24 protein-coding genes are annotated in these 22,329 nt (G+C 70.7%); 15 read left to right on the top strand and 9 right to left on the bottom strand.

The genetic code is table 11. The features are described from left to right. The first annotated feature begins 35 nt into the window (after window positions 1–35). The 8 genes from AB0N02_RS30800 (at window position 36) to AB0N02_RS30765 (ending at window position 6,293) form a co-directional block, all read left to right on the top strand. Window positions 36–554, top strand: coding sequence for a carboxymuconolactone decarboxylase family protein (locus AB0N02_RS30800; RefSeq protein WP_363953546.1), 519 nt, complete (start codon window positions 36–38; stop codon window positions 552–554). After that, window positions 551–838, top strand: coding sequence for a hypothetical protein (locus AB0N02_RS30795; RefSeq protein ID WP_363953544.1), 288 nt, complete (start codon window positions 551–553; stop codon window positions 836–838). Before AB0N02_RS30800 ends, AB0N02_RS30795 begins: the two co-directional genes overlap by 4 nt. A 60-nt stretch (window positions 839–898) precedes the next feature. Next, the gene (locus tag AB0N02_RS30790) at window positions 899–1,876 is read left to right on the top strand and encodes an alpha/beta hydrolase (protein WP_363953542.1); all 978 of its coding nucleotides are present in this window, start codon (window positions 899–901) and stop codon (window positions 1,874–1,876) included. A gap of 241 nt (window positions 1,877–2,117) precedes the next feature. After that, on the top strand, window positions 2,118–2,618 hold the full coding sequence (locus AB0N02_RS30785) for a hypothetical protein (RefSeq protein ID WP_363953540.1): 501 nt from the start codon (window positions 2,118–2,120) through the stop codon (window positions 2,616–2,618). A 50-nt stretch (window positions 2,619–2,668) separates the two neighbouring features. Next, on the top strand, window positions 2,669–3,109 hold the full coding sequence (locus AB0N02_RS30780) for a hypothetical protein (RefSeq protein ID WP_363953538.1): 441 nt from the start codon (window positions 2,669–2,671) through the stop codon (window positions 3,107–3,109). A 3-nt stretch (window positions 3,110–3,112) separates the two neighbouring features. Further along, on the top strand, window positions 3,113–3,775 hold the full coding sequence (cseB, locus tag AB0N02_RS30775) for a two-component system response regulator CseB (protein ID WP_363953536.1): 663 nt from the start codon (window positions 3,113–3,115) through the stop codon (window positions 3,773–3,775). 3 nt (window positions 3,776–3,778) lie between these two features. Further along, entirely contained in the window at window positions 3,779–4,969 is a 1,191-nt protein-coding gene (locus AB0N02_RS30770) for a HAMP domain-containing sensor histidine kinase (RefSeq protein ID WP_363953534.1), read from the top strand. A gap of 247 nt (window positions 4,970–5,216) precedes the next feature. Then, window positions 5,217–6,293 carry a ParB/Srx family N-terminal domain-containing protein gene (locus AB0N02_RS30765; protein WP_363953532.1) on the top strand — a complete coding sequence of 359 codons (1,077 nt, stop codon included), beginning with the start codon at window positions 5,217–5,219 and terminating at the stop codon, window positions 6,291–6,293. Between the two features lie 175 nt (window positions 6,294–6,468). Here AB0N02_RS30765 and AB0N02_RS30760 read toward each other — a convergent pair whose 3' ends face one another. The 6 genes from AB0N02_RS30760 to AB0N02_RS30735 form a co-directional block, all read right to left on the bottom strand. Then, on the bottom strand, window positions 6,469–7,749 hold the full coding sequence (locus tag AB0N02_RS30760; protein ID WP_363953530.1) for a DUF6596 domain-containing protein: 1,281 nt from the start codon (window positions 7,747–7,749) through the stop codon (window positions 6,469–6,471). A 5-nt stretch (window positions 7,750–7,754) separates the two neighbouring features. Then, complete coding sequence (locus tag AB0N02_RS30755) at window positions 7,755–8,096, bottom strand: YciI family protein (RefSeq protein ID WP_363953528.1); 342 nt, start codon at window positions 8,094–8,096, stop codon at window positions 7,755–7,757. 142 nt (window positions 8,097–8,238) lie between these two features. Then, window positions 8,239–8,697 (bottom strand): SRPBCC family protein, encoded by a 459-nt coding sequence (locus tag AB0N02_RS30750; protein WP_363953525.1) that lies wholly within the window; start codon window positions 8,695–8,697, stop codon window positions 8,239–8,241. Window positions 8,698–9,228: 531 nt separating this feature from the next. Beyond that, the gene (locus tag AB0N02_RS30745; RefSeq protein ID WP_363953523.1) at window positions 9,229–10,386 is read right to left on the bottom strand and encodes a barstar family protein; all 1,158 of its coding nucleotides are present in this window, start codon (window positions 10,384–10,386) and stop codon (window positions 9,229–9,231) included. Window positions 10,387–10,596: 210 nt separating this feature from the next. Beyond that, window positions 10,597–10,911 (bottom strand): hypothetical protein, encoded by a 315-nt coding sequence (locus tag AB0N02_RS30740; protein ID WP_363953522.1) that lies wholly within the window; start codon window positions 10,909–10,911, stop codon window positions 10,597–10,599. Further along, window positions 10,908–11,768, bottom strand: a complete 861-nt coding sequence (locus tag AB0N02_RS30735; RefSeq protein ID WP_363953520.1) for an SAM-dependent methyltransferase — start codon at window positions 11,766–11,768, stop codon at window positions 10,908–10,910. Before AB0N02_RS30735 ends, AB0N02_RS30740 begins: the two co-directional genes overlap by 4 nt. Before the next feature lie 177 nt (window positions 11,769–11,945). Between AB0N02_RS30735 and AB0N02_RS30730 the strand changes: the two genes are divergently transcribed. Next, on the top strand, window positions 11,946–13,262 hold the full coding sequence (locus AB0N02_RS30730) for a helix-turn-helix transcriptional regulator (protein WP_363953517.1): 1,317 nt from the start codon (window positions 11,946–11,948) through the stop codon (window positions 13,260–13,262). Between the two features lie 86 nt (window positions 13,263–13,348). On the opposite strand, the gene AB0N02_RS30725 is transcribed toward AB0N02_RS30730, so the two are convergent. The 3 genes from AB0N02_RS30725 to AB0N02_RS30715 form a co-directional block, all read right to left on the bottom strand. Continuing rightward, entirely contained in the window at window positions 13,349–13,813 is a 465-nt protein-coding gene (locus AB0N02_RS30725; protein WP_363953515.1) for a tetratricopeptide repeat protein, read from the bottom strand. A gap of 483 nt (window positions 13,814–14,296) precedes the next feature. Next, window positions 14,297–14,866 (bottom strand): hypothetical protein, encoded by a 570-nt coding sequence (locus tag AB0N02_RS30720; protein WP_363953513.1) that lies wholly within the window; start codon window positions 14,864–14,866, stop codon window positions 14,297–14,299. A 67-nt stretch (window positions 14,867–14,933) separates the two neighbouring features. Beyond that, window positions 14,934–15,839: a hypothetical protein gene (locus tag AB0N02_RS30715; RefSeq protein ID WP_363953511.1), complete on the bottom strand. Its 906-nt coding sequence runs from the start codon at window positions 15,837–15,839 to the stop codon at window positions 14,934–14,936. Between the two features lie 854 nt (window positions 15,840–16,693). Between AB0N02_RS30715 and AB0N02_RS30710 the strand changes: the two genes are divergently transcribed. The 6 genes from AB0N02_RS30710 to AB0N02_RS30685 all read left to right on the top strand — a co-directional run bounded on the left by AB0N02_RS30710 (window position 16,694) and on the right by AB0N02_RS30685 (window position 22,298). After that, complete coding sequence (locus AB0N02_RS30710; protein ID WP_363953509.1) at window positions 16,694–17,533, top strand: helix-turn-helix transcriptional regulator; 840 nt, start codon at window positions 16,694–16,696, stop codon at window positions 17,531–17,533. A gap of 210 nt (window positions 17,534–17,743) precedes the next feature. After that, on the top strand, window positions 17,744–18,370 hold the full coding sequence (locus tag AB0N02_RS30705) for a biotin transporter BioY (RefSeq protein WP_363953507.1): 627 nt from the start codon (window positions 17,744–17,746) through the stop codon (window positions 18,368–18,370). A 28-nt stretch (window positions 18,371–18,398) separates the two neighbouring features. Continuing rightward, window positions 18,399–19,850, top strand: a complete 1,452-nt coding sequence (locus AB0N02_RS30700; protein ID WP_363953505.1) for an AMP-binding protein — start codon at window positions 18,399–18,401, stop codon at window positions 19,848–19,850. A gap of 37 nt (window positions 19,851–19,887) precedes the next feature. Further along, window positions 19,888–21,021 carry a thiolase family protein gene (locus AB0N02_RS30695; protein WP_363953503.1) on the top strand — a complete coding sequence of 378 codons (1,134 nt, stop codon included), beginning with the start codon at window positions 19,888–19,890 and terminating at the stop codon, window positions 21,019–21,021. Then, entirely contained in the window at window positions 21,022–21,696 is a 675-nt protein-coding gene (locus AB0N02_RS30690) for an ABC transporter ATP-binding protein (protein WP_363953501.1), read from the top strand. Next, window positions 21,693–22,298 (top strand): energy-coupling factor transporter transmembrane protein EcfT, encoded by a 606-nt coding sequence (locus AB0N02_RS30685; RefSeq protein ID WP_363953499.1) that lies wholly within the window; start codon window positions 21,693–21,695, stop codon window positions 22,296–22,298. The genes AB0N02_RS30690 and AB0N02_RS30685 overlap by 4 nt, the downstream gene beginning before the upstream one ends. Window positions 22,299–22,329: the final 31 nt, after the last annotated feature.

Here is a 22,329-nt window from a genome sequence, read left to right as displayed (position 1 = left end):
GGAACCGATCGGTACTATTTTTTTTGGAGAGAGTCATGCCTCGGCTGCCACAGCTCACCGAAGATCCGGACGGCCTGCTGGAGGAGACGCGGCGCCAGCTCGGCCGGGTGCCCAACCTGTACGCCGCGCTGGCCAACGCCCCCGCCGCGCTGCGCGGCTACCTGGCGATGCGCGACGCGCTCACCCGCGGGGTGCTGCGGGCCAGGCTGCGTGAGCAGATCGCCCTGCTGGTCGCCCAGGAGAACCACTGCACCTACTGCGTCAGCGCGCACACGATGCGCGGAGCCCTGATGGGCCTCAGCCAGGAGGAGCTCGAACGGACCCGTGACGCGCACGACGCCGACCCGCACGCCGACGCCGTACTGCGGATCACCCGGGAGGTCGTCCGCACCGGCGGCAGGGTGGGCGACGAGGACCTGGCCCTGGCCAGGAAGGCCGGGGTGACCGACGCCGAGCTCGCCGAGATCGTCGCCCACGTGGCGCTCAACACCCTGTCCAACCACTTCAACCACCTGGCCCGGCCCGACCTGGACTTCCCCGAGGTGATCGCGTGAACCGCACCTGGCGCACCGCCTCCGTCGAACTCGTCCCCGGCTACCACCTGACCGGGGCCGACGGTGAGCCGACCGGCTCCGTGGCGGCGGCGCGGGTCGCGTTCGACGGCGGCTTCGCACACGTCGAGGTGCCGGGCACCGGCCACGTCGACGTGGTCTCCGCCCCGGCGGTCCGGCTGATCACCTACCGTTCCGAGAACGACGACTCCGGAGATGGGGCCGGACGGGGAAAGGACGGCCCCGAACCATTCGGGGAGAGGCCGGGCAACAGGCGCCTTCGGTGACTTCTATGCTGACGGCGGGCGGGTGACGGCACCCGCGCCTACAGATCACCGAGGTTTCGCATGACGACAGTTCCCTCCGTTCCCTTCGACCCCGAACTTGAGCGGATGCTCGCCGCGATGCGGGGTGACGCCCCGGCGCAGCCGCCGGTGAGTCTGGAGAACCTGCCCGCCACGCGCGCGGGCTTCGAGGCCATGGCGCGTCCGGTCGCCGAGATCATCGGCGACCGCCCCGTGGACTTCGAGGAGCGGATGATCCCGGGGCAGCCAGGAGCCCCCGAACTGGCCGTGACCATCCTGCGCCCGAAGGGGCGGGTACAGGGCGCGCCCGGCCTGTACAACATGCACGGCGGCGGCCTGGTCATGGGCACCCGGCACAACGACACTCCCCGGGTGGTCGACCTCGTCGCCGAGTTCGGGTTCGTGGCGGTCAACGTGGAGTACCGCCTGGCACCGGAGAACCCGGGCACCGGTCCGGCCGAGGACTGCTACGCCGGGCTGGTCTGGATGGCCGAGCACGCCGAGGAACTGGGCCTCGACCCCGATCGGATCATCGTCATGGGCGGCAGCGCGGGCGGATGCCTCAGCGCGGCGATGGCCCTGATGGCCCGCGACCGCAAGGGGCCGAAGCCGGCCGGGCAGCTCCTGCTGGTCCCCATGCTGGACGACCGCAACGAGACGGTCTCCAGCCACCAGTACGACGGCATCGGCGTCTGGGACCGGCACATCAACGTCTTCAGCTGGCAGATGGTCCTGGGGGACAAGGTCGGCGACCCCGACGTCTCCCCGTACGCCGTGCCGTCACGGGCGACCGACCTGTCCGGCCTGGCCCCCGCCTACATCGAACTGGGCTCGGCCGAACTCCTGCGTGACGAGGCGGTCGAGTACGCCGGCCGGATCTGGGCCGCCGGAGGCGAGGCCGAGCTCCACGTGTGGAGCGGCGGCTTCCACGGCTTCGAGGTGTTCTGCCCCGACAGCAGGCTGGCGGCGTACGCCCTTGAGACCCGCCGCAGCTGGATCCGCCGGGTACTCGGCCTGTAGACGGCGTATGTGAGTGGTCCGCTCCCGGACCGGACCACTCACGACGGCGTCACCACCGGGTGGTCTAGCGGGCCGATGGAGACGAGCCGTCTGCTGTGAACTTCCTGATGGGGGGCTGTTACACAGTCGCAGGACGACCGAGAAGTTTCCCTTCTAACGTCACTGACGTGCCGGGCGCGGGGGCGCGTCGACGCGGGTCCTCGTCGGGGCTCCGGTGTGCACGAAGAACGAAGGGGAACACATGCGAAGGATCATCGTGGCCGTCGTGGCCGCGCTGCTCGGGCTCATGTCGGCGGCCTGCGGGGCAGGGGGAGTTCAGGGGGCGTCCCCCGGGGAAAACCCGGTGGCTCACGAGGCGCAGCCGGAGGCGGAGCCGGTGACCCAGGAGGTGACACCGCGGGCCGAGCAGGTCTACGTGATCAATCTGCACGGCAACGAGGAAGGGGTGGCCGATCAGCGGCCGGCGAACCTGGTCGCGTCGGAGTTCAGCACGCTCAAGGGAGTCACCTGGAGGAGCTGGGGGCCGGAGCGGGCGGTCGGCAGCGGGAAACTGAGCGGGACGTGGTGCCTGCCCGGCTGCCAGACGAACCCGTACGACGCGACGATCACCCTCAGCAAGGTCAGGAAGGTGGGGGACAAGCGTTATTTCACGAGGTTCGGCATCACCGGTGACTTTCCCGGGCCCACCAGTCCCGCCGACACGCTGAACGGGGCTCTTCCTCTGCCTTATTCGACCCCCTGAACTGCGCGTTCCTGAGCGGAGGGGTCGGCGGGTCGCATACCCTCCACACGATGATGACCGGTGTGAGGAGAACGGTCCTGCTGGGTGTGGCCGTTCTGGCGATGACTGGGTGCGGGGCGGATGGCGGTGTGCGGGTCGAGGGGTCGGCGCCGCCGTCCAAGCCGCCCCGGGGGCCCGTGTACGTGGTCGCCTATCCGGGCGATCCGCTGCGCCGACCGAGCAGGCTCGCGTTGGACGAGTTCAACAGCGTCACGGGGATTCGCTGGGAGTCCTGGGGAGGGGAGAGCGCCGTGGGAACGGGCGACCTGAGCGGCATGTGGTGCCTGCCGGGCTGTCAGGAGAAGCCGTACCGGGGGACGATCACGCTCAGTGATCTCACCTGGCACGAGCGGGCCGGATACTACGGCCGTTTCACGGTGAGCGCCGACGGGCTGCCCCCGGACAAGGCCAAGGAGCTGACCGGCGGGAAGCTCTCGGTACCGGAGCCCTGAGAGATGACCGACGTGCTTCTTGTCGAGGACGATCCGGTGATCCGTGAGGCCACGGGCATGGCCCTGGAGCTGTACGGCATGCGGGTGCGGACCGCCTCCGACGGTCTGGGCGGTCTTGCGGAGTTCCGCACCCGGCCTCCGGACGTCGCGTTGCTGGATGTCATGCTTCCGCACCTGGACGGGGTCAGCCTGGCCAGGCGGATCAGGGAGGCGGGAGGAACCCCGATCATCATGATCTCCGCCAGATCGGACGCGATCGACGTGATCAACGCTCTGGAGGCCGGAGCCGACGACTACGTCACCAAGCCGTTCGACACGGCCGTGCTCCACGCCAGGATTCGCGCCGTGCTCCGCCGCGCCGCCGTACCCGAGCAGGCGAACGCCGTGCTCGCCTTCGGCGACCTCGCGATCGACACCGAGTCCATGGAGGTACGGCTGTGCGGCGAGCGGATCGCCCTGACGCCGACCGAGCTGAAGCTCCTGCTGGAGTTCGCCGCCGAGCCCGGGATCGTGCTGTCGAGAGACACCCTGCTCCAACGTGTCTGGGACTACGCGTGGGAGGGCGACACCCGGGTCGTGGACGTTCACGTCCAACGGCTCAGAACCAAGATCGGTAATGACCGCATCGAGACCGTACGCGGCTTCGGCTACAAGCTGCGGAGGTAGGGCGTGGGCTTGCGCGCGAAGCTCAGCCTGGTCATCGCGGGGATGTCGGTGCTCGTCGCCACGGTCCTCAGCCTTCTGGTCCACAACCGTACGGCCGTCGTCACGCTCGACGCCGCGCGGCGCGGTCTGGACGCCGAGCTGACGAGCACTCTGATCCGTCACCAGGAGGGGCAGGACAGCCCGCTGATCACGGGGCCCGTTCCCGAACCGCTGGCCGAGGCGGTCGGCGAGGGGACACGGGCCACCTACCTGCAGGACGGCACCGTCCTCTGGGCGGCCACCAAGGTCGACGGACAGACGCTCGCGCTGCACCGCCCCTACGACGCGGAGAACGCCGAGCTGGCCCAGCTCGACCGGATCCTCCTCGGTTCCGGTCTGGCGGCGGCGCTGCTGGCCTCCAGTGTGGGATTCGCGGTCGCGGGCGGGCTCAGCCGCAGGATCCGGGCGGTGGCCAGGACCGCCGCGCACATCACCGAGGGCGATCTGTCCGCCCGGGTCGAGGCCCGGGGCCGAGACGAGATCGCGGCGGTCGGGGCCGCGCTCGACCAGATGGCCGACGCGCTGCGGGCCAGACTGGAGGCGGAGCGGCGGGTCACCGCCGACATCGCCCACGAACTGCGCACCCCCGTCGCGGGCCTGGTCACGGCCGCCGGGCTGCTGCCGTCCGGACGTCCGGCCGAGCTGGTCAGGGACAGCGCGGCGACGCTGCGCCGCCTGGTCGAGGACATCCTGGAGGTGGCGCGACTGGACGCCTCGGCCGAGACCCCGGTCAGGGAGACGCGCCCGTCCGGGGTGCTGGCCAGGCGGGCGGTCGCGGCGGCGGGGGTACCGGGCGTTGAGATCGTCGTCTCCGACGAGACCGAGGTGGAGACCGACCCGCGCCGGGTCGAGCGGATCCTCGCCAACCTGGTCACCAATGCGGCCAGGCACGGCGCCCCGCCGGTGCTGGTCAGTGTGGCCGGAGCCGCCGTGACGGTCAGGGACCACGGCCCCGGCTTTCCCGACGCGATGCTGACCACGCTCCGCGAGCACGGCCCGCAGCGGTTCGGCACCGGCTCGGCCGCCCGCGAGGACGGCGTCGGCCTCGGCCTGACCATCGCCGCCGGGCAGGCCCGCGTCCTGGGGGCGAGCCTCACCTTCGCCAACGCCCCGGACGGCGGCGCGGTCGTACGGCTGGACCTCGATGGGCGGTGAGGGGACGGGACTCCGGGCAACGTTCGCCCTGGCGACGACCTGACCTGCTCAGGGCGGGCTCTCTCTCGATGATCGTCTTTCAGAGGTGTCCACCGGCGTTCTCGGAAGTCCGCCGCCCCTTCGTTTCCCGAAGAAGAACGATGTTCACCTCTGATTTTCCCGGATGTCGGGGGCGTGATCTCGTGCGTTGGTTGATTACCGGCACTCTCACCGTCGATATACGCATTGCCGATGAGGAGCACGTGTTATGCGCTTCAGTTCTCCGTACCACCTGGCCTCTGCGCTTGGGGCGGCCCTCGCCGTCACCGTCGGCGCCGGCGCAGCCCTGGCGCCGACCGCGCTCGCCGCACCCGGTGCGCCGGGCACCCGGCCGTCCTTCTGCAAGCACGACAACCGCAGCAAGCCGTTCGCGCAGTACCTGTGTGCCAAGCCCGGTGACCTGCTCGACGTCCGCATCGGCGACGTGCACCCGACCCAGCCGTCGCTCGGTTACGACGAGGTGTACTACAAGCTCGGCCGCTACACCCTCGGCAAGGACGCGGTCAACAAGAAGTTCGACGACTGGTGCGAGGCCGACGGCCGGGTGGCGGCGGCGTCCGTGTCGCCCGGCGCGCGCCTGAACAACCCGTCCTCGTTCACGTGCCAGCTCCCGGTCGGCGCGGAGACGCCGGACAGCATCGCCGCCATGAAGACCGTCGTCATCGGTCCCGGTGGCGAGCCGTTCCTCACCGACGGGCACCACACGCTCACCTCCTTCTTCGAGACCCCCGATGGTGGCGCCGGCCTGCACGTGCGACTGCGGGTGCAGGCCAACCTGAGCACCCTCCCCCGCCAGAAGTTCTGGAACGAGATGCGGGCGAACAAGTGGGTGTGGCTGCGCGGCCCCAACGGCAACCCGGTCACCGTGAACAAGCTGCCGACCAGCGTGGGCCTGGCCAACTTCACCGACGACAAGTACCGCAGCCTGCTCTACTTCGGCCGCGACATCGGCTACGCGCAGAACGGGCTGCCGTTCCAGGAGTTCTACTGGGGCAGCTGGGTCCGCGACGCCAAGCCGATCAACCTGGCCGACTGGAACCAGAACGACCACGGCAGCTACCTGGCCACCGTCAAGGCACTGACCGAGGCGATCACCGCGTTGCCCAAGAGCACCGTCGTCGACAACGGCTTCACCGCCGCCCAGCTGGGCGCGCTGGGCCAGTGGAACGACGGCAAGGCCGCCAACAAGGGCGAGTTCGACAAGCTGAGCAAGCCGTACTCCGACGCCAAGCCCGGCAAGCTGGCGTACACGCTGGAGTACAAGCGGGTGCACGGCCTGGGCTGAGGCCTCCGGGACGGTACGGCCGGGCCGTCGAGCGATCATGCTCGACGGCCCGTCCGGCGCGGGTCGGGCAACCGGACCTGGGCCGCCCAGCCCTGCGCGTCCACGCCCACGTGATCCGGGCGGCCGGGCGGCCGGGTCGAATGTCAGGCGGCTTGAGGTTCGACGGCCCTTCGAATCACTGTCCGCGTCGTTGTGCGGAGCCGGTCCAGCCGTCCAACCGCCGTTGCAGATGGCGGCGTTCGACGTCGTTGCGTGCGAGTCGCAGAGCCTGCCGCATCAGCGTACGTGCCTCATCCAGCCGACCGAGGTCGGCGTACAACTCGGCGCGCAGCGCCGGCAGGCGATGGCCGTCAGGGCTGGCGTGGAGAGCGTCGATCTCTGTCAGAGCGGCGATGGGGCCTCGGGCCAGGGCGATGGCGGCAGCCCGGTTGGCCAGAACCGCTGCGGAGGGGGTGCGTTCGACCAGCCGGTCGTACACCGCGACGATGGCGTCGTGATCAGGGAACGGCTGGATTTGCAGGGCGGCGATGGCGGCCCGCAACGCCCATGGGCCCGGGCGGTCACCGCCGCGGCGCAGTGCCAGGGTGGCGAGGTCGAGCCCACGGTCGATGTCGTCCCACCGCCAGCGGCCACGGTCCTGATCGGCCAGTAGCACCAGGTCGCCGTCGTCGTCCGTACGGGCGTCGCGACGGGCGTCGGTGAGCAGCAACAGCGCCGACAGACCCAGCACCTCGGCCTCGTCGGGCAGCAACCGCCGCAGCAACGCGGCCAGACGCAGCGCCTCGTCACACAGGGCGCCCCGCACCAGATCAGGGCCATGGGTGGCGGTATGCCCTTCGGTGAACAGCAGCCCGACCACGGCCAGCACGGCCTCCAGCCGATCGGGCCAGGCGGTACGGGGCGGGACCTCCAGCGCGATGGCAGCGTCACGGATCTTTCGCTTGGCCCGTACCAGGCGCTGGGCGACGGTGGCTTCGCTGGTCAGCATGAGCCGTGCGGTCTCGGCGGCGCTCAGACCGCACAGCAGGCGAAGGGCCAGCGCCACCTGCGCCGAAGGCGCCAGGGCAGGGTGACAGCAGGTGAACACCAGGCGCAGCAAGTCTTCAGCGGCCGTATCGGACCAGCGCACCGCGCCGAAGGGGTCATCGGGGTCGCTCACACTGTCGGTGCCCGGCTCGTCGCGCAGCTCACCGGCCAAGACGGCAAGCTTGGCCCTGCCGGTACGGTCGCGGCGCAGCCGGTCCAGGAGCTTGCGGCGTGCGGTGGTCTGCAGCCAGGCGCCCGGCCGGTCCGGGATGCCCTCACGCGGCCAGGTCTTCAAGGCGGCGGCGATGGCTTCGGCCGCCGCCTCCTCGGCCTGGTCGAGGTCGCCGCTCCACCGGGCCAGCGCGGCCACCAGCGCGGCCCATTCGGTCCGGTAGACCTGCGCGACGGCGTTCTCGACCGAGGCGGACATGTCCATCAATCCAGCTCGACCAGGGGACGGACCTCAACAGAGCCATACGCCGCGGCCGGGCAGTCGGCGGCGTACGCCAGAACCGTATCCAGGTCGGGGGCCTGCACGATCCAGAACCCGCCGAAGGATTCGGTCAGATCGGCATAAGGTCCGTCGGTGAGCAGGGTCTGCTCGTCACGGACTCGTACGGTGGTGGCGGTGTCGGCCGGCTGCAACTGCTCGGCGCCGCGCAGCACCCCCGACTCGGCCAACGCCCGGGTGAAGGATACGAACCGCTCCATCGTGGCCTGGCGCACATGCGGAGACATGGCTGCCAGTGCGGAGGTGTCGATGTTGGACATCAGCATATAACGCATGATCTTTGCCTTCCGTTGCGGCGGTGGTACCGCCTGCCACCCGCTCGACGCATCGGCGGATGAGATTTCGACAGCGTAGGTCTACTTATGAAAATTCGTCTCGGGCCACTGTTCCGGCGCAGAGAGTCGGACGTCAGGCGAACCGCGCCTGCAACGCTGCCAGCGTCTTGTCCAGCGCGGTGCCGGCCCGCTTGGGAATGCCGATGAGCCGTACCAGCCGACGCGCCCGCTTGGCGCTGTAGTCGAACGTCTCGGTTACCTCGGTACCGCCGGTCACGGCACGCAGATGCCAGCGCCACACGTGCCGGCCGCGGTGTCGCCAGGCGATGAGCGCGTCACGCTCGAACTCCACCACGGTGTTGGTGGTCGTGTAACCCTTCATCCGCATCCGGAACAGCGAGCCCAGCTCCAGGCGGTCGGGACCGTCGATCACCCCCTTGACCGACCCGGTCCCGTCCAGCGCCGCGTGCCGGCGGGGATCGGCGAGCAACGCGAAGATCGTCGCAGGGGAGGCGGAGACGACGACCTGGCGAACCACCCGCCCCTGCGCCAGGTCGGTCGTCACAGGCCAGGCTGTGAGGATGCTGCTCATGGGATCTCCTTCGATCTCTGCCGGACGGGCCGGTCGTCGCCCCGTTCACCTCCCTGACGAACAAGCGGCCCGTGTTTCGACAGGTCCCCTCAGAAACTTTTCCACCCTGAGTAGCAGCTGGCTTCGATCGGCGCCGGAGGTGATCTCCCGCACCTGCACCCTCTCGGCCATGCCGGACAAACCGTTCAACTTTCGGCCGGTCGCCGTGGTCGGGGGCGTCGATCGCGGCGACGGCGAAACCTCCCTCGACGGCGAATCGGTGCGCGCCGGCCAGGACGCCGGGGGCCTTCTTGTGCGGGCGCTCCCTAGGCCACGCGCGGGAGGGAGCCCCGACCTGTCGTCACTGCGTTGATCGGTCTCAGCTCCTCCAGTCGTACCGCTGCACGGAGCCGCCGAAGGTATCACACAGACCTCGCCGGGCGAACGTTGCCTGACGCGGCCCTGATGGGCCCCGCTTCACCGTCCGCCGTACCGGCGCTCGGAGTTGCAGGGGGAGGTGTCGAAGCCGTCGAGGGTGAATGTTCGATGAGGTCACCGGAGGACGACGGTGACGCCGTGGCGCTCCAGAAACTCCACGACCTCCTCGAAATAGGGGATCTGCTGTGTCAGATTGTCGAAGGTCATTGCCAGGGCATCGCGGGCGATGTCCGCGTCGTGCCAGACGAGGGTGAAGGGCGGCACCACGCCGAATCCCCCGTACAGGCAGTCTGTGAACGAGTTCCAATCCGCGCCGTAGTACCGGCCGGGGCCGAGGAGGGCCTCACTTAGGGCGCAGTGGAGTCCGGGGATGTCGGTGGCGAACCTTCCGTCGAGATGGTGGGTTCCACCCGACACGTCGTCCATGCTGTGACGTCCATAGGGGAGCCCGAGGCGGAGCCACTCGCGTCTGCCCTCGGTGGTGTACCGCGCCCACCGGTTGGTCGTCGCGGGAAGGCCCTCGTACCGGTCCTCCCAGATCGGGCGGGCCCACGGGGCGGGCGGGTCCCAGACACCGTCGGCGAGGGAGACGTCGATCAGCCCGTCCCCGAGTGCGGACGGCTGCGTCCCGGTGACGTCCGGCCAGAGGCGCCGGAATGCCATCGGGCGACCGGTGCGGTCCAGTGCCCACAGCTCGGTCCACCCCTGCCGCCGCCGGTCGAGCAGCGCGCGCAGCCGCTCGGTGGGTTCGCAGCCGATGAGCTTCATCGGGACCTCTTCCGGTCCCGGCCGTTCGATGAACAGGGCGTCGATCTCCCGGCAGGAGCCGACGAACGTGTCGTTTCCCTGGAACAGGTCGAACCGCGTCGGCACCGGAAACGCTTCGTGTCCCCAGTCCGGTTCCAGCACTCCGGCCTCGATGGTGACGTCGACCAGCGACGGATCGTCGGCGCATGGACCATGAGCCAGGACGGTCACGTCGACCAGCTCCCACACCTCCGGAGGCCCGTCTCTGGGGATCTCCGTCCACATGCCGCCCAACCGGCGTTCCTCGCCGTCACGCTGGTCAAGGGCGGTGAGCAGGGGGCCGGAGGGCGTGCAGCCGACGAGAACGAGACGCTCCCGGGGCGGCGCCACCGGATCGACGAACAACCCCTCCACTTCGGCGCATCCCGCCAGCAGACGCTCCTCGCCTTCGTCGTTCTCAGCGAGTAGGACGTACTTCAGGGGGAGGGGGAGGGGCCATTTCCACCGGCCGTCCTCGGTCAGCACACATCCTCCTGAACACGTGACGAGTGTGGCGGGCCGGGGAAGGCGCATGGGATCAGCGGCACTGTAGAGATCATGGCACGGTCTGACCCGTTTGATACGGCATATCGTGATCTGCGTCCGAGCCAGGCCGGTGGCCGCGCACCCTCAGCGTGTTCGTGACCGTCCCCGATCGGGGGCTCGTCGTGTCGGCCGGGATCGCCCCGGCCGTGTCTACGGAAGGTCCGTGCCGGGATCCCTGTCCGGTTCAAAGACGTCTCTCGGGGGTTCCCACCGCCATATGCCGTGCAGTACGGCCGCCATGCCCGGGACCACGCCAAAAGGGGGACGGGGCGAGGCGGGGGTTTCGGGGGTGGGGGAGCTGTCCGAGAAGGACTCGGGGACGGCGTTCGAGGGCACGGGATCTCCAGGCTGCTGGTCGGATGGAGTTTTCCCCGCTGCGGTGACGGCCTGGCCGTCGAGGGTGCGCAGGACGTCGGGGGTGAGGATTCCGTCGGGAACGGCGGCGACGCGGCGGGAGGCGGTCATGCGGGGTGGCGGAGGGTGGCCAGGCCGCCCAGGACGAAGCTGTTGGCGACGGGCCAGACGCCCTCGTCGGGACCCCAGGGATAGAGCTCGACCAGGCCCGGTTCGTCGAGGACGAAGCCGGTGAACAGGGCGCCGATGGCCGTACGGCCGCGCGGACGGAGCGGGGTCTGGGTGCGGGCGTGGACCTCGGTCAGCGCGGTGGCCTCGGCGGTGGTCAGCCGGTCGGCGCACAGGTGGGTCAGTGCCAGGCGGCTGCCGGGGGCCAGGCTCTTGCGCAGGCCGGTGAGTACGGCGGGCAGCTCGTGGTCGGCGACGAAGTCGAGCACCCCGGCCAGCAGTACGGCCACGGGCCGGCGCAGGTCGAGCATGCCTTCGTCGTGCAGGGCGGCCAGGAGCAGACGGGTGTCCCGCACGTCGGCGGTGACGACCTCGACGCCGGGCCCGGACAGGTGGGCCCAGGCGTGCTGCAACACGATCGGATCGTGGTCGACGTAGAGCACGCGGGCGGCAGGGTCGACGGCATGGACGACGTGATGGACGTCGTGCCCGGTGGGCAGGCCGCAGCCCAGGTCGAGGAACTGGTCGAGGCCCTCCTCCGCGAACCGGCGGGCGCAGCGGGTGACGAAGGCGCGCCGCGCCCTGACCATGTCGCGGATTCCGGGGACGGCTCTGACCAGGGTGTTTCCCGCCTGCCGGTCGAGGTCGTAGACGGCCTGGCCGCCGAGGAGGTGGTGGTCGATGCGGGGAGCGCTCGGCCGGGTGAACAGCAGGGCCTCGACGGCCCGGGCGTCGGCGTGTGACTGGTCGGTGAGGTGCGGTCGGTCGGTCGTCTGCCCGGTGTCGAGTGGGCTGCTCACAGGGACACTCCTTGAGGAATGGGAGGGGAGGAGGGCGGACCGGAAGCGCGAGAAGTTGTTCACTCTTCGTGATCGATCGGCTTCCGAATGCCATAGTGGAGGCAGGTTCGGGGAGCGGCCAGGAAGATCGTTTGGCCACCCCCTTTGGCTCAGAGGCCAGAAATCCAGGAGGTGTCCGTGGCCCGTCCGGCGGATCCGATCGATCCCTCACTGTCGCCGTCACATCTGTTCGGCGCGGTCCTGCGGCACTACCGGGAGGTGGCGGGGGCGTCGCTTCAGAAGGTGGGTGGCGAGGTCTTGGTGGACTACTCCTTGCTCGCCCGATGGGAGCGTGGTGTCCGCCAGGCGCCCGCCGATGCCGTACGGCGTCTCGACGTCTGCCTGAACGCCGGAGGCGTCCTGGTGGCGCTGCACGAGATTGTCACCAAGCAGGTTGACAAGTCTGTGGCGGAGACTCCGGGAATGGCGGATCCTGGCGACATGGACCACGCACGCCGTACCATCCTCGCGGGCCTGGCCGCGTTGGGCGCATCAGCGGTGGTGCCGCCCGTGGAGGGCTTTGAACAGCTCCGCGCCATCGTCGACCATCGTGTGGGTGCCCCCACCATCGCGGAGTGGGAGGAGCGGGCCTGGGAATACGGCCTGCAGATCCCCTCCCGTCCTCCCGTTGCGATGGCCGCAGACCTGTCTCTGGATCTGCTCGCCTTCCAGAAGGCCGTGGCCGTTGCCCCCGGCGCCGAACTGTGGCAGTGGGCGCAGGTCAACGCACGTCTGCTGTTGTTGCTGGCCATGGTTCTTGGACAGGCGGGGAAGCGCAGGGAGTCATGGTCCTGGTGGGCGACGGCGCGGCGCGCGGCGCAGCAGACCGGTGACAACAACGCCGTCGCCCTGACCGACGCGTACGAGGCTCTTCAGGGATTCTACGAGGACCGTCCGCTGGCCCTCCTGTCGTCTCGTGTGGACAGTGCGCTCGGGCTGACAGAGGGGCGTCCGAGCCGAGCGACCGTTTGCGCATTGGCCACCCGCGCCCAGGCGCTGGCGTTGGCAGGAGATCAGGTTGGCGCGCGGACCGCCTTGGACGAGCTTGCTCGCGTTTTCGAGGCTCTTCCAAGCCGCGTCACAACGGACGAGCTGTCGGTGGACGGTTGGACAGAGCGTAGGCTGCTGCACACCCGTTCCCTTGTCTGCGCTCTGTCCGCCCACCCAACCGCTGACCAGGCTCAGCGCGAGGCGCTCCAAGCTCACCCGGCCGGTAATCCTCGGGGGGAAGCGCAACTGAAGCTGCACGGCGCGATGTCAGCCGTACGGAATGGCGATATCGACGACGGTCTGGAGCAGGCCCGCCGCATTCTGGAGGGGCTCGGCTCCAACGTCGGTCAGTTTGTGCTGCGGACCGCATCGATGGTCGCCGATTCCGTACCCGCGCAGGAGCAGGCGCGTGCGACGGTACGGGACTACCGGGCTCAGCTCGCGCTTCCCGGAACCGCCTCATAGCCCTGCAGGACCTGTCCGAGCAGGACCGGCGAGCCCTCGCCGAGCCGATCAACCAGTTCGCGCAGGAGGAGTTCGCCGGGGCGCAGTCAGGTGGTCTCACCCAGCTGTTCGGCCAGCCGCTCCAGGCCGCCCCTGATGAGCCGCCCGTACCCGTCGTCGCCAAGCGCGCCGATCCCGGCCCGCGCCTGCTGGAGGTGCTCACGGGCGCGGTCGAAATCGCCCAGCTTGCGATAGCACTCACTCAAGTTCAGGTGCAACGACGGATACAAGCCGGCCACTGAAAGTGGCACCCCGGCTTGGGCCACCCGCTCATCGGTGACGAGATCGGCGGCGGCAAGCGCTCGCAGATCCCACATCAACTCCTGGTGCACGTCGTCCTGCACGTCGGCCATCGAGTGGGCGAGGACGCAGACATGCAGCGGATCGCCCTGCTCGCCGCCGATCTCGTCCCAGATCTGCGCGAACAAGTCGCGAGCGGCTTCACGCTGACCCTGGTGGTGATGCAACTCCACCCCCTGACCGATCCGGGTCATCGTCGGGTCGGTGGTCATGAGCGGCTCCTTCACCGTCGCGGGCGATCATGGTCAGCCTACTTGCCCGACGTATGTTAACGACCTTCAAGCTTCTGGCCGGCCGGTTCGCCTGACAACCCCGGATAACCATCGAGCCGGCCACCGCGCATCCCTGTCGGCAATCACGTGAACACGCCAAGCGAGTGGTCGAGTTTCCGGCTGCTGCTACTTCTCACCGACATTCCGGGCCCCGATCAGTCCCGAGTGCCGTTCGAGCCGACCGGCGAACGCCGCTGCCACTCACCGGCGAAATCAGTGGCGGGGGTGAAAGCGACGAGGGTGCCGGGATCGGTCGTCGTGCACCGATCCCGGCACCCTCGCCGTGTTTCCGGGGTCCGCCGTGGTTTTCCGTGAACGTGGTCTCAGGTTGTGGGGGTGGGCGTCGGCCGTGTCACCTGAGCGTCCACTTCACGGGACCGCGGACGGCCCACTTCCGTGGTGCCGCCTCGCGGAGTCGTTCACCTAGAGGCGGTTGTTGTTGCCGCACCACGAGACCCACGCGTGGGACGTGCCGTTGTCGTGGACCGACCGCCCCAGAGGACTGCGCTCGAAGTCGTCGGCACCGTCGTTGACCCAGGAGAAGACATAGTTGACGGCACGCAGGTCCCACCAGTCGCCGTTGCCGATGCAGGCGTAGGCGCCGTTCTGCCAGGGGTAGTCGTAGATGTTGACGCGATCTTGCCCGCCGGGGAAACCGTTGTTCCACAGCACGTCGACCTTGTTGTTCCACCCGTCCGGCCACAGCCACTGGTTGCCCGCGTACTGGAGGGCGTGGCCCGTGTCGTCGGACCAGACGTACAGATAGCCGTCGGCCGAGGCGGTCCTCGCCGGAAGCTTGTCGACCACCGCCGCCGCGCCGTCACGTGGCGCGGGCTTCTTCTCCTGGGCGGCGACGTTGTCCGGCACCGGGTTCTCGGCCTGGGTGGCGTGGGGTGCGGGCGCGGGCGTGGGGCCGGCGTACGCGTTCGCCGGGACCCCGACGATCGCGGCGGCGGCCAGGACGCCGAACACGGCGTTTCTGAGTTTCCTCATGGTGGTATTTCCTGCTTTCTGGGTGATTTAGGTGGTTTTCTGGGTGAACCCGATGGTTTTCGGGTGATCATGGGGGTGTGCCGACGAGGGCACGTGCCCTGGGAAGCGCCGCCGTCCGCAGGCGCTCGGCGGTGTCGAACTCCGACCGGTAACGCCTTCTGAGCGCGGCGCCGTTGGCGGCGTCGAGTTCATGTGCTGCTTTCGACAGTCCGGAACTCAGCGCGCACTTCGCCTCGGCCGTGGCGGCCTTCCTGTCGCGGGCCTCGGCGTCCGCTCCCCGGTAGGCGAGTTGCCTGCCGCGCAGCGCGACAGGAGCCGGGACGGAGAATCCCTCGGAGCGCATGCACTCCCGCCAGCGCTCCCGCGCGGCCACATACCGGGGGTTCTGCTGGGTCTGCGCGACGCGCATGCTGTCGAGGGTCTGGGTGACCCTGCTCACCCGATACCACTGGCGCATGTCGCCGTAGAGTTCCTGCCAAGCCTGGGCCGCGCATCCCTTGTCGCTGTGGCCGACCTTGCCTCCGGTGGGCATCTGCGCCTCCAGGCCTGGGCCGCGCTCTCCATGAAAGGCGATGAGCCAGGCACGCTGCCGCGCCGGAGGAAGGCCGCGGTAGTAGTTCGCGGCCGCCGTGGTGCTCTGCTCGGCCTTCCGCCGCGCCGCGCGGCCGTATCCGTTCGCCTGCGCCCATTCCAGGTCGTCGACGACGTAGGGAAAACGCTCCATGTCCGGTACCGGGGTCCTGGGGGTGGGCCGGTACGTCAACCCCTGCCGCGCCATGCAGTCGCGCACGAGAATCTGCTCGGCCTGGTAGAGCAGGTCCACGTCGGAGACGGCACCTCCACCGGAGAGGGCCGGTGAGGGCAGGGGAACGGAGAGGGGCGGCGGGGGCGCGGGAGGCGGGCCGCCGGCCGTGGCGCCCGCGCAACCGGACGCCAACGCCATCCCCAGCAGGACCGCGGCCACCGGCGGCACCGGCCTTTTCCGTCGTCCTTTCATGAAATGGCGTCCGGCGCGGTCGTCCGCGGCCGCCGTTCTCACCGTGCGTCCGTAAAAAACGCCGGCGTCCGCTGTTCCTCGTCGAGCGGCCGGACATCGGGGCGGTGCTCTCCGAGTCGTCGCACTTTTCTTCTCCTTTCACATCGCGCGGGCCCGGGGTGCCGGTCGTCATAAGGAGACGGCCGTGCCTTTATCTCGGAATCAGGGCGTGCGCAAGCATGGGAAATAGTCAATAACGGTGGGTTTCCGGCCATCGTGGCCGTGCGGCACGGTGGGCGGCGGCCTCGGCGTCGACCGTGGAACGGCCCGTGAGGTTCCCGCCGTCCGGAGGCCGTTCTCGGCGAGCCCCCGCGAACCGCCGTGGCGCAGGCCGGGTCACCCGGCCTTGTCCCCACCCGCCGATATGCCGACGAACAGGGGAAATTTCTCTTTTTTTCGGGACTCGGGACGGGCTCTCGCGGGCTCCGTGTCCGTCGGGGATGAGGGGGATCACGCCCTCGTGTCCGCCCTCCCGGTCGTCGCCGTCACGGGCGCGGCCGTGGCCGGAGGCGTGCCGATTGTTATTTCACTCGCATGGTCCGTCGCGGGGAATGCGTGCCCGCCGATCGAGGTTGGTTTCCTGATGAGCTCCTCTTCACGGAGATATGGGGGCCGGCGTGCACACGAAATGAAACCGGTTTGTGACGGGGAGTCTCATTCGGTGGTTGATTCAAGCGGGGCATCTTTGTCAAGGATTTTTCGGCCTTCGGTCGCTCGCGGACATTTCTAAGATGGCAGCGCCGTAACGGGCCTGCCATGGGCACAAGTGCGTATGGACTTCGGAGGGGGCCATGTCATATCTGCGGAGAGGTGACTATGAGAGGATGCTCGGCCTGGCCGTGGGGGTGCTGGAGGCCAGAGACACCGACCGCGTCTGGTGTCTGATCGCCCATGAGCTGATGCGCTCACTGGACGGCGCCGTCCTGGTCATGAAAGACGTGGAGTGGACCCCGGGCAGAGGTGTGGTCGAGGCCTGGCATCGGGACACCCTGCGGGCGTCCGTGCTGGAGGGGCTGGGGGCGGAGCACATCCGGCGTGGATATCCGTTCGCGGGCTACTACGGTTTCCGCACGGATCGCAGCCCGCTCACGGCCGCGCAGCTCGTCGGGGAACGCATGTGGCTGCACAGCGCGACGGCCAGCGCGACGCGCGAGTCGTTCGGCACCCGGCACATGCTCGGCGTACCGCTTCCCGACATCGACGGTCACGTCCGCGGGTTCGTCGTGCACCGCGCGGGAGAGGACTTCGGCGAGCGCGACCGCCTCTACGCCGAGCGCATCCAACCCCTGCTGGCCGGTGCCGCCGCCCAGCACGGGCTTCTGGCGCGCTGGCAGTCGCTCGTCGAGCGGCCCGGTCCACGCGAGGCCACCGACCGGCCCGGTCCACGCGAGGCCGCCGGGCGGGCCGAGCGGTACGGTCTGACCCCCCGCGAGATCACGGTGCTGCTGATGCTGTCCGAGGGGTTTTCCGCCGTCGGGATGGCCCGCCGCCTGGGCATCTCGGTGCGTACGGTTCACAAGCACCTGCAGAACCTCTACCGCAAGCTCGACACCGTCGACCGGCTCGGCACGGTGCTGCGCGCCCAGGAGGTGGGTCTGCTGCCCGCGGCCCCGGAGCGTCAGTGCTGCTGAATCCCAACACGGTGGGCGGCCTCACCGATCGGCGTTATCCGGACACTCACGGTGAGCGGGTACCCTCCTTCGTACGAGTATGGGCAGTGCGCGTACGGTGGCCGGTATTCGTTCTCCCAGACGATCGTGTGGAATGTTGTGGGGTTTCTCCATGCGTTGACCGGGAGGTTCTGGTGTGGGATCGACCCCATGACAGATGAAGGGAAGGCCTTGTCACAGCCAGAGGAAGCGGCGGGGTCCTCGCGGGGCCGTGGGTTCGCCACGGGGGATCTGGCCCGGGTCAGTGTGTTCGCCGCGTTGATCGCCGTGCTCGGCCTGCCGGGCGCGCTGAACGTTTTCGGCAACGCGGTGCCGATCACACTGCAGACGTTCGGTGTCATGCTCGCCGGTGCGATCCTGGGTGCCTGGCGGGGCGCCCTCGCCGTCGTGGTCCTGCTCGTGCTCGTCGCCGCGGGCCTGCCCCTGCTGGCCGGTGGCCGCGGTGGCCTGGGCGTCTTCGCGGCACCCTCGGTCGGGTTCCTGATCGGCTGGCTTCCCGGCGCGGCCGTGACCGGCTGGATCGTCGAGCGTGGTGGCCGCAACCCGGGAATCGTCCGGCTGCTGACCGCCTGCCTGGTCGGCGGCGTCGGGGTGATCTACCTCTTCGGCATCCCCCTGCAGGCGGCGATCACCGGGGTCTCCCTTGGCCACGCCGCGCTGCTCACCCTCGCCTTCCTGCCCGGCGACGTGATCAAGGCGGTGTTCGCCTCCCTGGTGGTGCGGGGCACGCAGCGGGCCTACCCCGACGCGGTTCCCGCCGTGCACCGTGAGCGGCTCAAGGCCGCCGGGAGGCGTTGACCCGCCCATGCCGGTGGCCGCGCAGGTGATGCGACACGCCTCGGAACGCCCGCACCGGCTCGCGGTGCGCGGGCCGCAGGGCGATCTGAGCTACGCCGGGCTCGCCGTGAGGGTCGGCGGCGCCGCCCGGCGCCTGTCGGCCCGGGGAACGGGCCGGGGCGCGCTGGTCGCGATCGGTCTGTCCGACCCGGTGGCCCTGCTCATCGCCGTGCTCGCCGCCGACCTGGTGGGGGCCACGCCGCTGGTCTGCGACCCGACCTGGGAGCGGGAGCGGCGAGAACAGATCATGGACGTGGTCCCGGTGGACGCGCGCGTCGATGACCCGTCGCCGGCCACCGGCGGCTCATCGGCGGAGGCCGGGAGCCCGGCGGCGGAGGGCCGGCCGGAGCCGCCGGTGGGATCACCGGCGGGGAACGGCGCCCGGTGGGACCGGCCGGTGGAGCCGGTGGGGACCGACCGGGCGTGGGCCTGCTTCAGCTCCGGCAGCACCGGCAGACCCCGCGCCGTGGTGCGCACCCGCGCCTCGTGGACGGAGTCGTTCCCGCACCTGAGCGCGCTCGCCGGGATCGGGCCGGACGACGTCGTGCTGATCCCCGGCCCGCTGTCCTCCTCCCTGTACGGCTTCGCGGCCGTGCACGCCCTGGCGACCGGCGCCACGGCCGTCGTGCCGGGCCGCCGGCCCTCCGCGGCGTCCCTGGCCGGTCACCTGCGAGGCTCCACCGTGGTCCACCTGGTGCCGCACCGCCTGCCCGCGGTGCTGGAGACCCTGCGCGAGACCGGAGGGCGGCTGCGGACGGCGGTGGTCGGCGGGGCGGCGCTGGACGCGGACGCGCGCGCCCTGGCGGCGGACGCCGGGGTGAAGGTGGTGTCCTACTACGGCGCCACCGAGCTGTCGTTCGTCGCCGTGGACGCCGACGGCTCCGGGCTGCGGCCGTTCCCCGGGGTGGAGATCCAGGTCAGGACGGCGCCGGGACAATCGCTGGGCGAGGTGTGGGCGCGCTCGCCCTGGCTGGCCGAGGGATACCTGGCCGGCGCGGCGGGGCCGCTGCGGGCCGACGGCGACGGCTGGATGACGGTCGGGGACGTGGCGGAGCCGTACCTTCCCGGCGAGGTCCTGCGGCTGCGCGGCCGGGGCGACGGCGCGATACAGACGGGCGGCGCCACCGTCGTGCCCGAGGACGTCGAGGAGGTCCTCAGGAGGACACCGGGAGTGGGCGACGTCGTGGTGGTCGGCTCGCCGCACCCCGAGCTGGGCGCCGTGGTCACGGCGATCGTCGAGATCGCCGGGGCGGAGGACGCGCCGCCGCCGTCGCGGGCCGAGCTGGAGGCGACGGCGCGCGGCGGCCTGGACGCGGCGCAGCGGCCCCGGCGCTGGTACGCCGTCCGGAACCTGCCCCGCACCCCGGCGGGCAAGCCGGCGCGCGGCCTGGTCGCCGCCCGCCTGGCCGCGGGCGACCCCGACATCCGGCGGCTCGTCTGACATGCGGCGGGAATCGACGGAGAGGGAACCGGTCGTCGTGGCGGCGCGCCGTACCCCCATCGGCACGGCCTCGCACGCGTTCAAGGCGCTGACGGTCGACCGGCTCGCCGCCCCCGTCATCGAGGCGGTCGCCCGGGACGTCGCGCACCTCGGCGTCCCGGTCGAGGACGTCGTGCTCGGCAACTGCACCGGCCCCGGGGGGAACATCGCGCGCGTCTCGGCGCTGGCCGCCGGGATGGGCCACGGCGTTCCGGGCGTCACGGTGGACAGGCAGTGCGGCAGCGGCCTGGCCGCGATCCTGCTGGCGGGGCAGGCGATCCGCGGCGGGGACATGGACCTCGTCATCGCCGGGGGAGCGGAGAGCGCCTCCACCGCGCCGATGCGAGCCCACCGCGGGCCCGCGGACGGGCAGAGCGTGCCCTACGACCGGGCGCCCTTCGTCCCCGCCGGACACCCGGACCCCGACATGGGCCCGGCCGCGGAGGCACTCGCCTCGGCGCGCGGCGTGACCCGCGAACGCCAGGACGCCTACGCCTGCCAGAGCCACGTCAAGGCCCTGGCCGCGCGGGAGGCGGGCCGGTTCGGGCAGGAGATCGTCGAGGTCGGCGGCAGGCGGGACGACCAGTGGCCGCGCGTCCTGCGCATGCGGTCGCTGGCCCGGCTGCCCGCCGCCTTCGTCCCGGGAGGCACCGTCACCGCGGGCAACTCCTCCCCGGTCAGCGACGGCGCGGCGGCCGTCGCCGTCGTGCCGGAACGGCTGCGCGCCGCGGCGGGCCTGCCCGGGCTGCGGCTGCGGGCGGGCGCCGTCGTCGGATGCGACCCCGGGCTTCCCGGGCTGGGCCCCGTGCTCGCCGTACGGCGGGTGCTGGAACGCGAGGGCGTGGACCTGGAGCGCGTGACGGCGGTGGAGATCGTGGAGGCGTTCGCGGCCCAGGTGCTCGCGGTGACCGACGCCCTCGGCCTCGACCCCCTCGGCCCGGACTCCGGCCGGGTCTGCGCGGACGGCGGCGCGCTCGCCCTCGGCCACCCGTGGGGCGCCACCGGCGCCGTGGTGGTCACCAGGCTGTTCGGCAGGCTCGTGCGGGCGGGCGCGCCGCCGGGAACGCTGGGACTGGCAACGGCCGCGGTCGGCGGCGGCCTCGGCGTCGCCGCGTTGTTCGAGGTGGTGTGAATGATCGAGATGGCCGACGTCCACGTCCGGTTCGGGCAGCGCGACGTGCTGCGGGGGATCACGCTCTCGCTGCCGGAGCGCCGGGTGGGCGTGATCGGCGCCAACGGGTCGGGCAAGAGCACGCTCGCCCGGCTGATCAACGGCCTGGCCCTGCCCTCCTCCGGAGGCGTCACCGTCCTCGGGCTGGACACCGGACGCCACGCCGCCCGGATCAGGCGCCGTGTCGGGTTCCTGTTCAGCGACCCCGACGCGCAGATCGTGATGCCGACGGTGGCCGAGGACGTGGCCTTCTCCCTCAGGCGCAAGGGCCTGTCCTCCGGGGAGATCGACCGGCGCGTGCGAGACGTCCTGACCCGGTACGGCCTGGCCGAGCACGCCGACCATCCCGCGCACCACCTGTCCGGAGGGCAGAAGCAGCTGCTCGCCCTCTGCTCGATCATGGTGCTGGAGCCCGACATCCTGGTGATGGACGAGCCGACGACGCTGCTGGACCTGCGCCACTCCCGCCAGGTCGCCGACGTCCTGCGGGAGCTGCCGCAGCAGGTGGTGGTGGTCAGCCACGACCTCGGGCTGCTGGCCGGCTTCGACCGGGTGCTGGTGCTGGACGAGGGGCGGATCGTCGCCGACGCCGAGCCGGGGGCGGCGATCGACCACTACCGGAAGATCATGTCGTGAACGGGCTCACCGGGGCCTACGTCCCGGGCGACTCGTACCTGCACCGCCTGCCCGCGGGTGCCAAGTTCCTCTGTCTCGCCGTCGCGTGCACGGCGCTCCTGCTGCTGCCGTCGCCCGCGGCTCTGGCGGGCGCGGTGGCCGTCGTGGCGCTGCTGTACGTCGTCTCCGGCGTGGGCGCGGCGGCGGCCTGGGCGCAGATCCGTCCCGTCCGCTGGTTCGCCGTCGCACTGTTCGGCATGCAGTTCCTGCTCGTCGACCTGTCCGGCGCGGTGTCCTCGACGCTGCGCGTCGTGCTCGCCGTCGCCCTGGCGGGGCTGGTCACCCTCACCACGCGCGCCGCCGCGATGATGGCCTTCCTGGAACGCTGCCTCGCCCCGGCCAGGTTCGTCGGCCTGGACCCCTTCCGCCTGTCGCTGCTGCTGTCCCTCACCCTGCGCAGCGTGCCGGTCGTCTCCGGGCTGGCCACCAGGGTCCGGGAGGCGCAGCGGGCCAGGGGGGCCGAGCGGAGCGTGCGGGCCTTCGCGGTCCCGCTGGTGGTGAGCACGCTGCGGCACGCGGACGCGCTGGGCGAGGCGCTCAGCGCCCGCGGCCTGGACGACTGACCACCGTTCCCTGTCTTCGAGTGCCCGGCTC

The organism is Streptosporangium sp. NPDC051022 (assembly GCF_040683035.1).
In the GTDB taxonomy this organism is placed as follows: domain Bacteria; phylum Actinomycetota; class Actinomycetes; order Streptosporangiales; family Streptosporangiaceae; genus Streptosporangium.
Note: the sequence above shows the minus strand (reverse complement) of the source record. Positions and strands in the feature narration are given on the sequence as shown.

Coding starts and splice junctions, on each gene's coding strand:
- cseB (WP_363953536.1), top strand. CDS start 3,113: ATGACCGACGTGCTTCTTGTCGAGGACGATCCGGTGATCCGTGAGGCC.
- AB0N02_RS30740 (WP_363953522.1), bottom strand. CDS start 10,911: ATGACCGCCTCCCGCCGCGTCGCCGCCGTTCCCGACGGAATCCTCACC.
- AB0N02_RS30690 (WP_363953501.1), top strand. CDS start 21,022: ATGATCGAGATGGCCGACGTCCACGTCCGGTTCGGGCAGCGCGACGTG.
- AB0N02_RS30710 (WP_363953509.1), top strand. CDS start 16,694: ATGTCATATCTGCGGAGAGGTGACTATGAGAGGATGCTCGGCCTGGCC.
- AB0N02_RS30720 (WP_363953513.1), bottom strand. CDS start 14,866: ATGAGGAAACTCAGAAACGCCGTGTTCGGCGTCCTGGCCGCCGCCGCG.
- AB0N02_RS30765 (WP_363953532.1), top strand. CDS start 5,217: ATGCGCTTCAGTTCTCCGTACCACCTGGCCTCTGCGCTTGGGGCGGCC.
- AB0N02_RS30785 (WP_363953540.1), top strand. CDS start 2,118: ATGCGAAGGATCATCGTGGCCGTCGTGGCCGCGCTGCTCGGGCTCATG.
- AB0N02_RS30790 (WP_363953542.1), top strand. CDS start 899: ATGACGACAGTTCCCTCCGTTCCCTTCGACCCCGAACTTGAGCGGATG.
- AB0N02_RS30760 (WP_363953530.1), bottom strand. CDS start 7,749: ATGTCCGCCTCGGTCGAGAACGCCGTCGCGCAGGTCTACCGGACCGAA.
- AB0N02_RS30780 (WP_363953538.1), top strand. CDS start 2,669: ATGATGACCGGTGTGAGGAGAACGGTCCTGCTGGGTGTGGCCGTTCTG.
- AB0N02_RS30755 (WP_363953528.1), bottom strand. CDS start 8,096: ATGCTGATGTCCAACATCGACACCTCCGCACTGGCAGCCATGTCTCCG.
- AB0N02_RS30700 (WP_363953505.1), top strand. CDS start 18,399: ATGCGACACGCCTCGGAACGCCCGCACCGGCTCGCGGTGCGCGGGCCG.
- AB0N02_RS30750 (WP_363953525.1), bottom strand. CDS start 8,697: ATGAGCAGCATCCTCACAGCCTGGCCTGTGACGACCGACCTGGCGCAG.
- AB0N02_RS30800 (WP_363953546.1), top strand. CDS start 36: ATGCCTCGGCTGCCACAGCTCACCGAAGATCCGGACGGCCTGCTGGAG.
- AB0N02_RS30725 (WP_363953515.1), bottom strand. CDS start 13,813: ATGACCACCGACCCGACGATGACCCGGATCGGTCAGGGGGTGGAGTTG.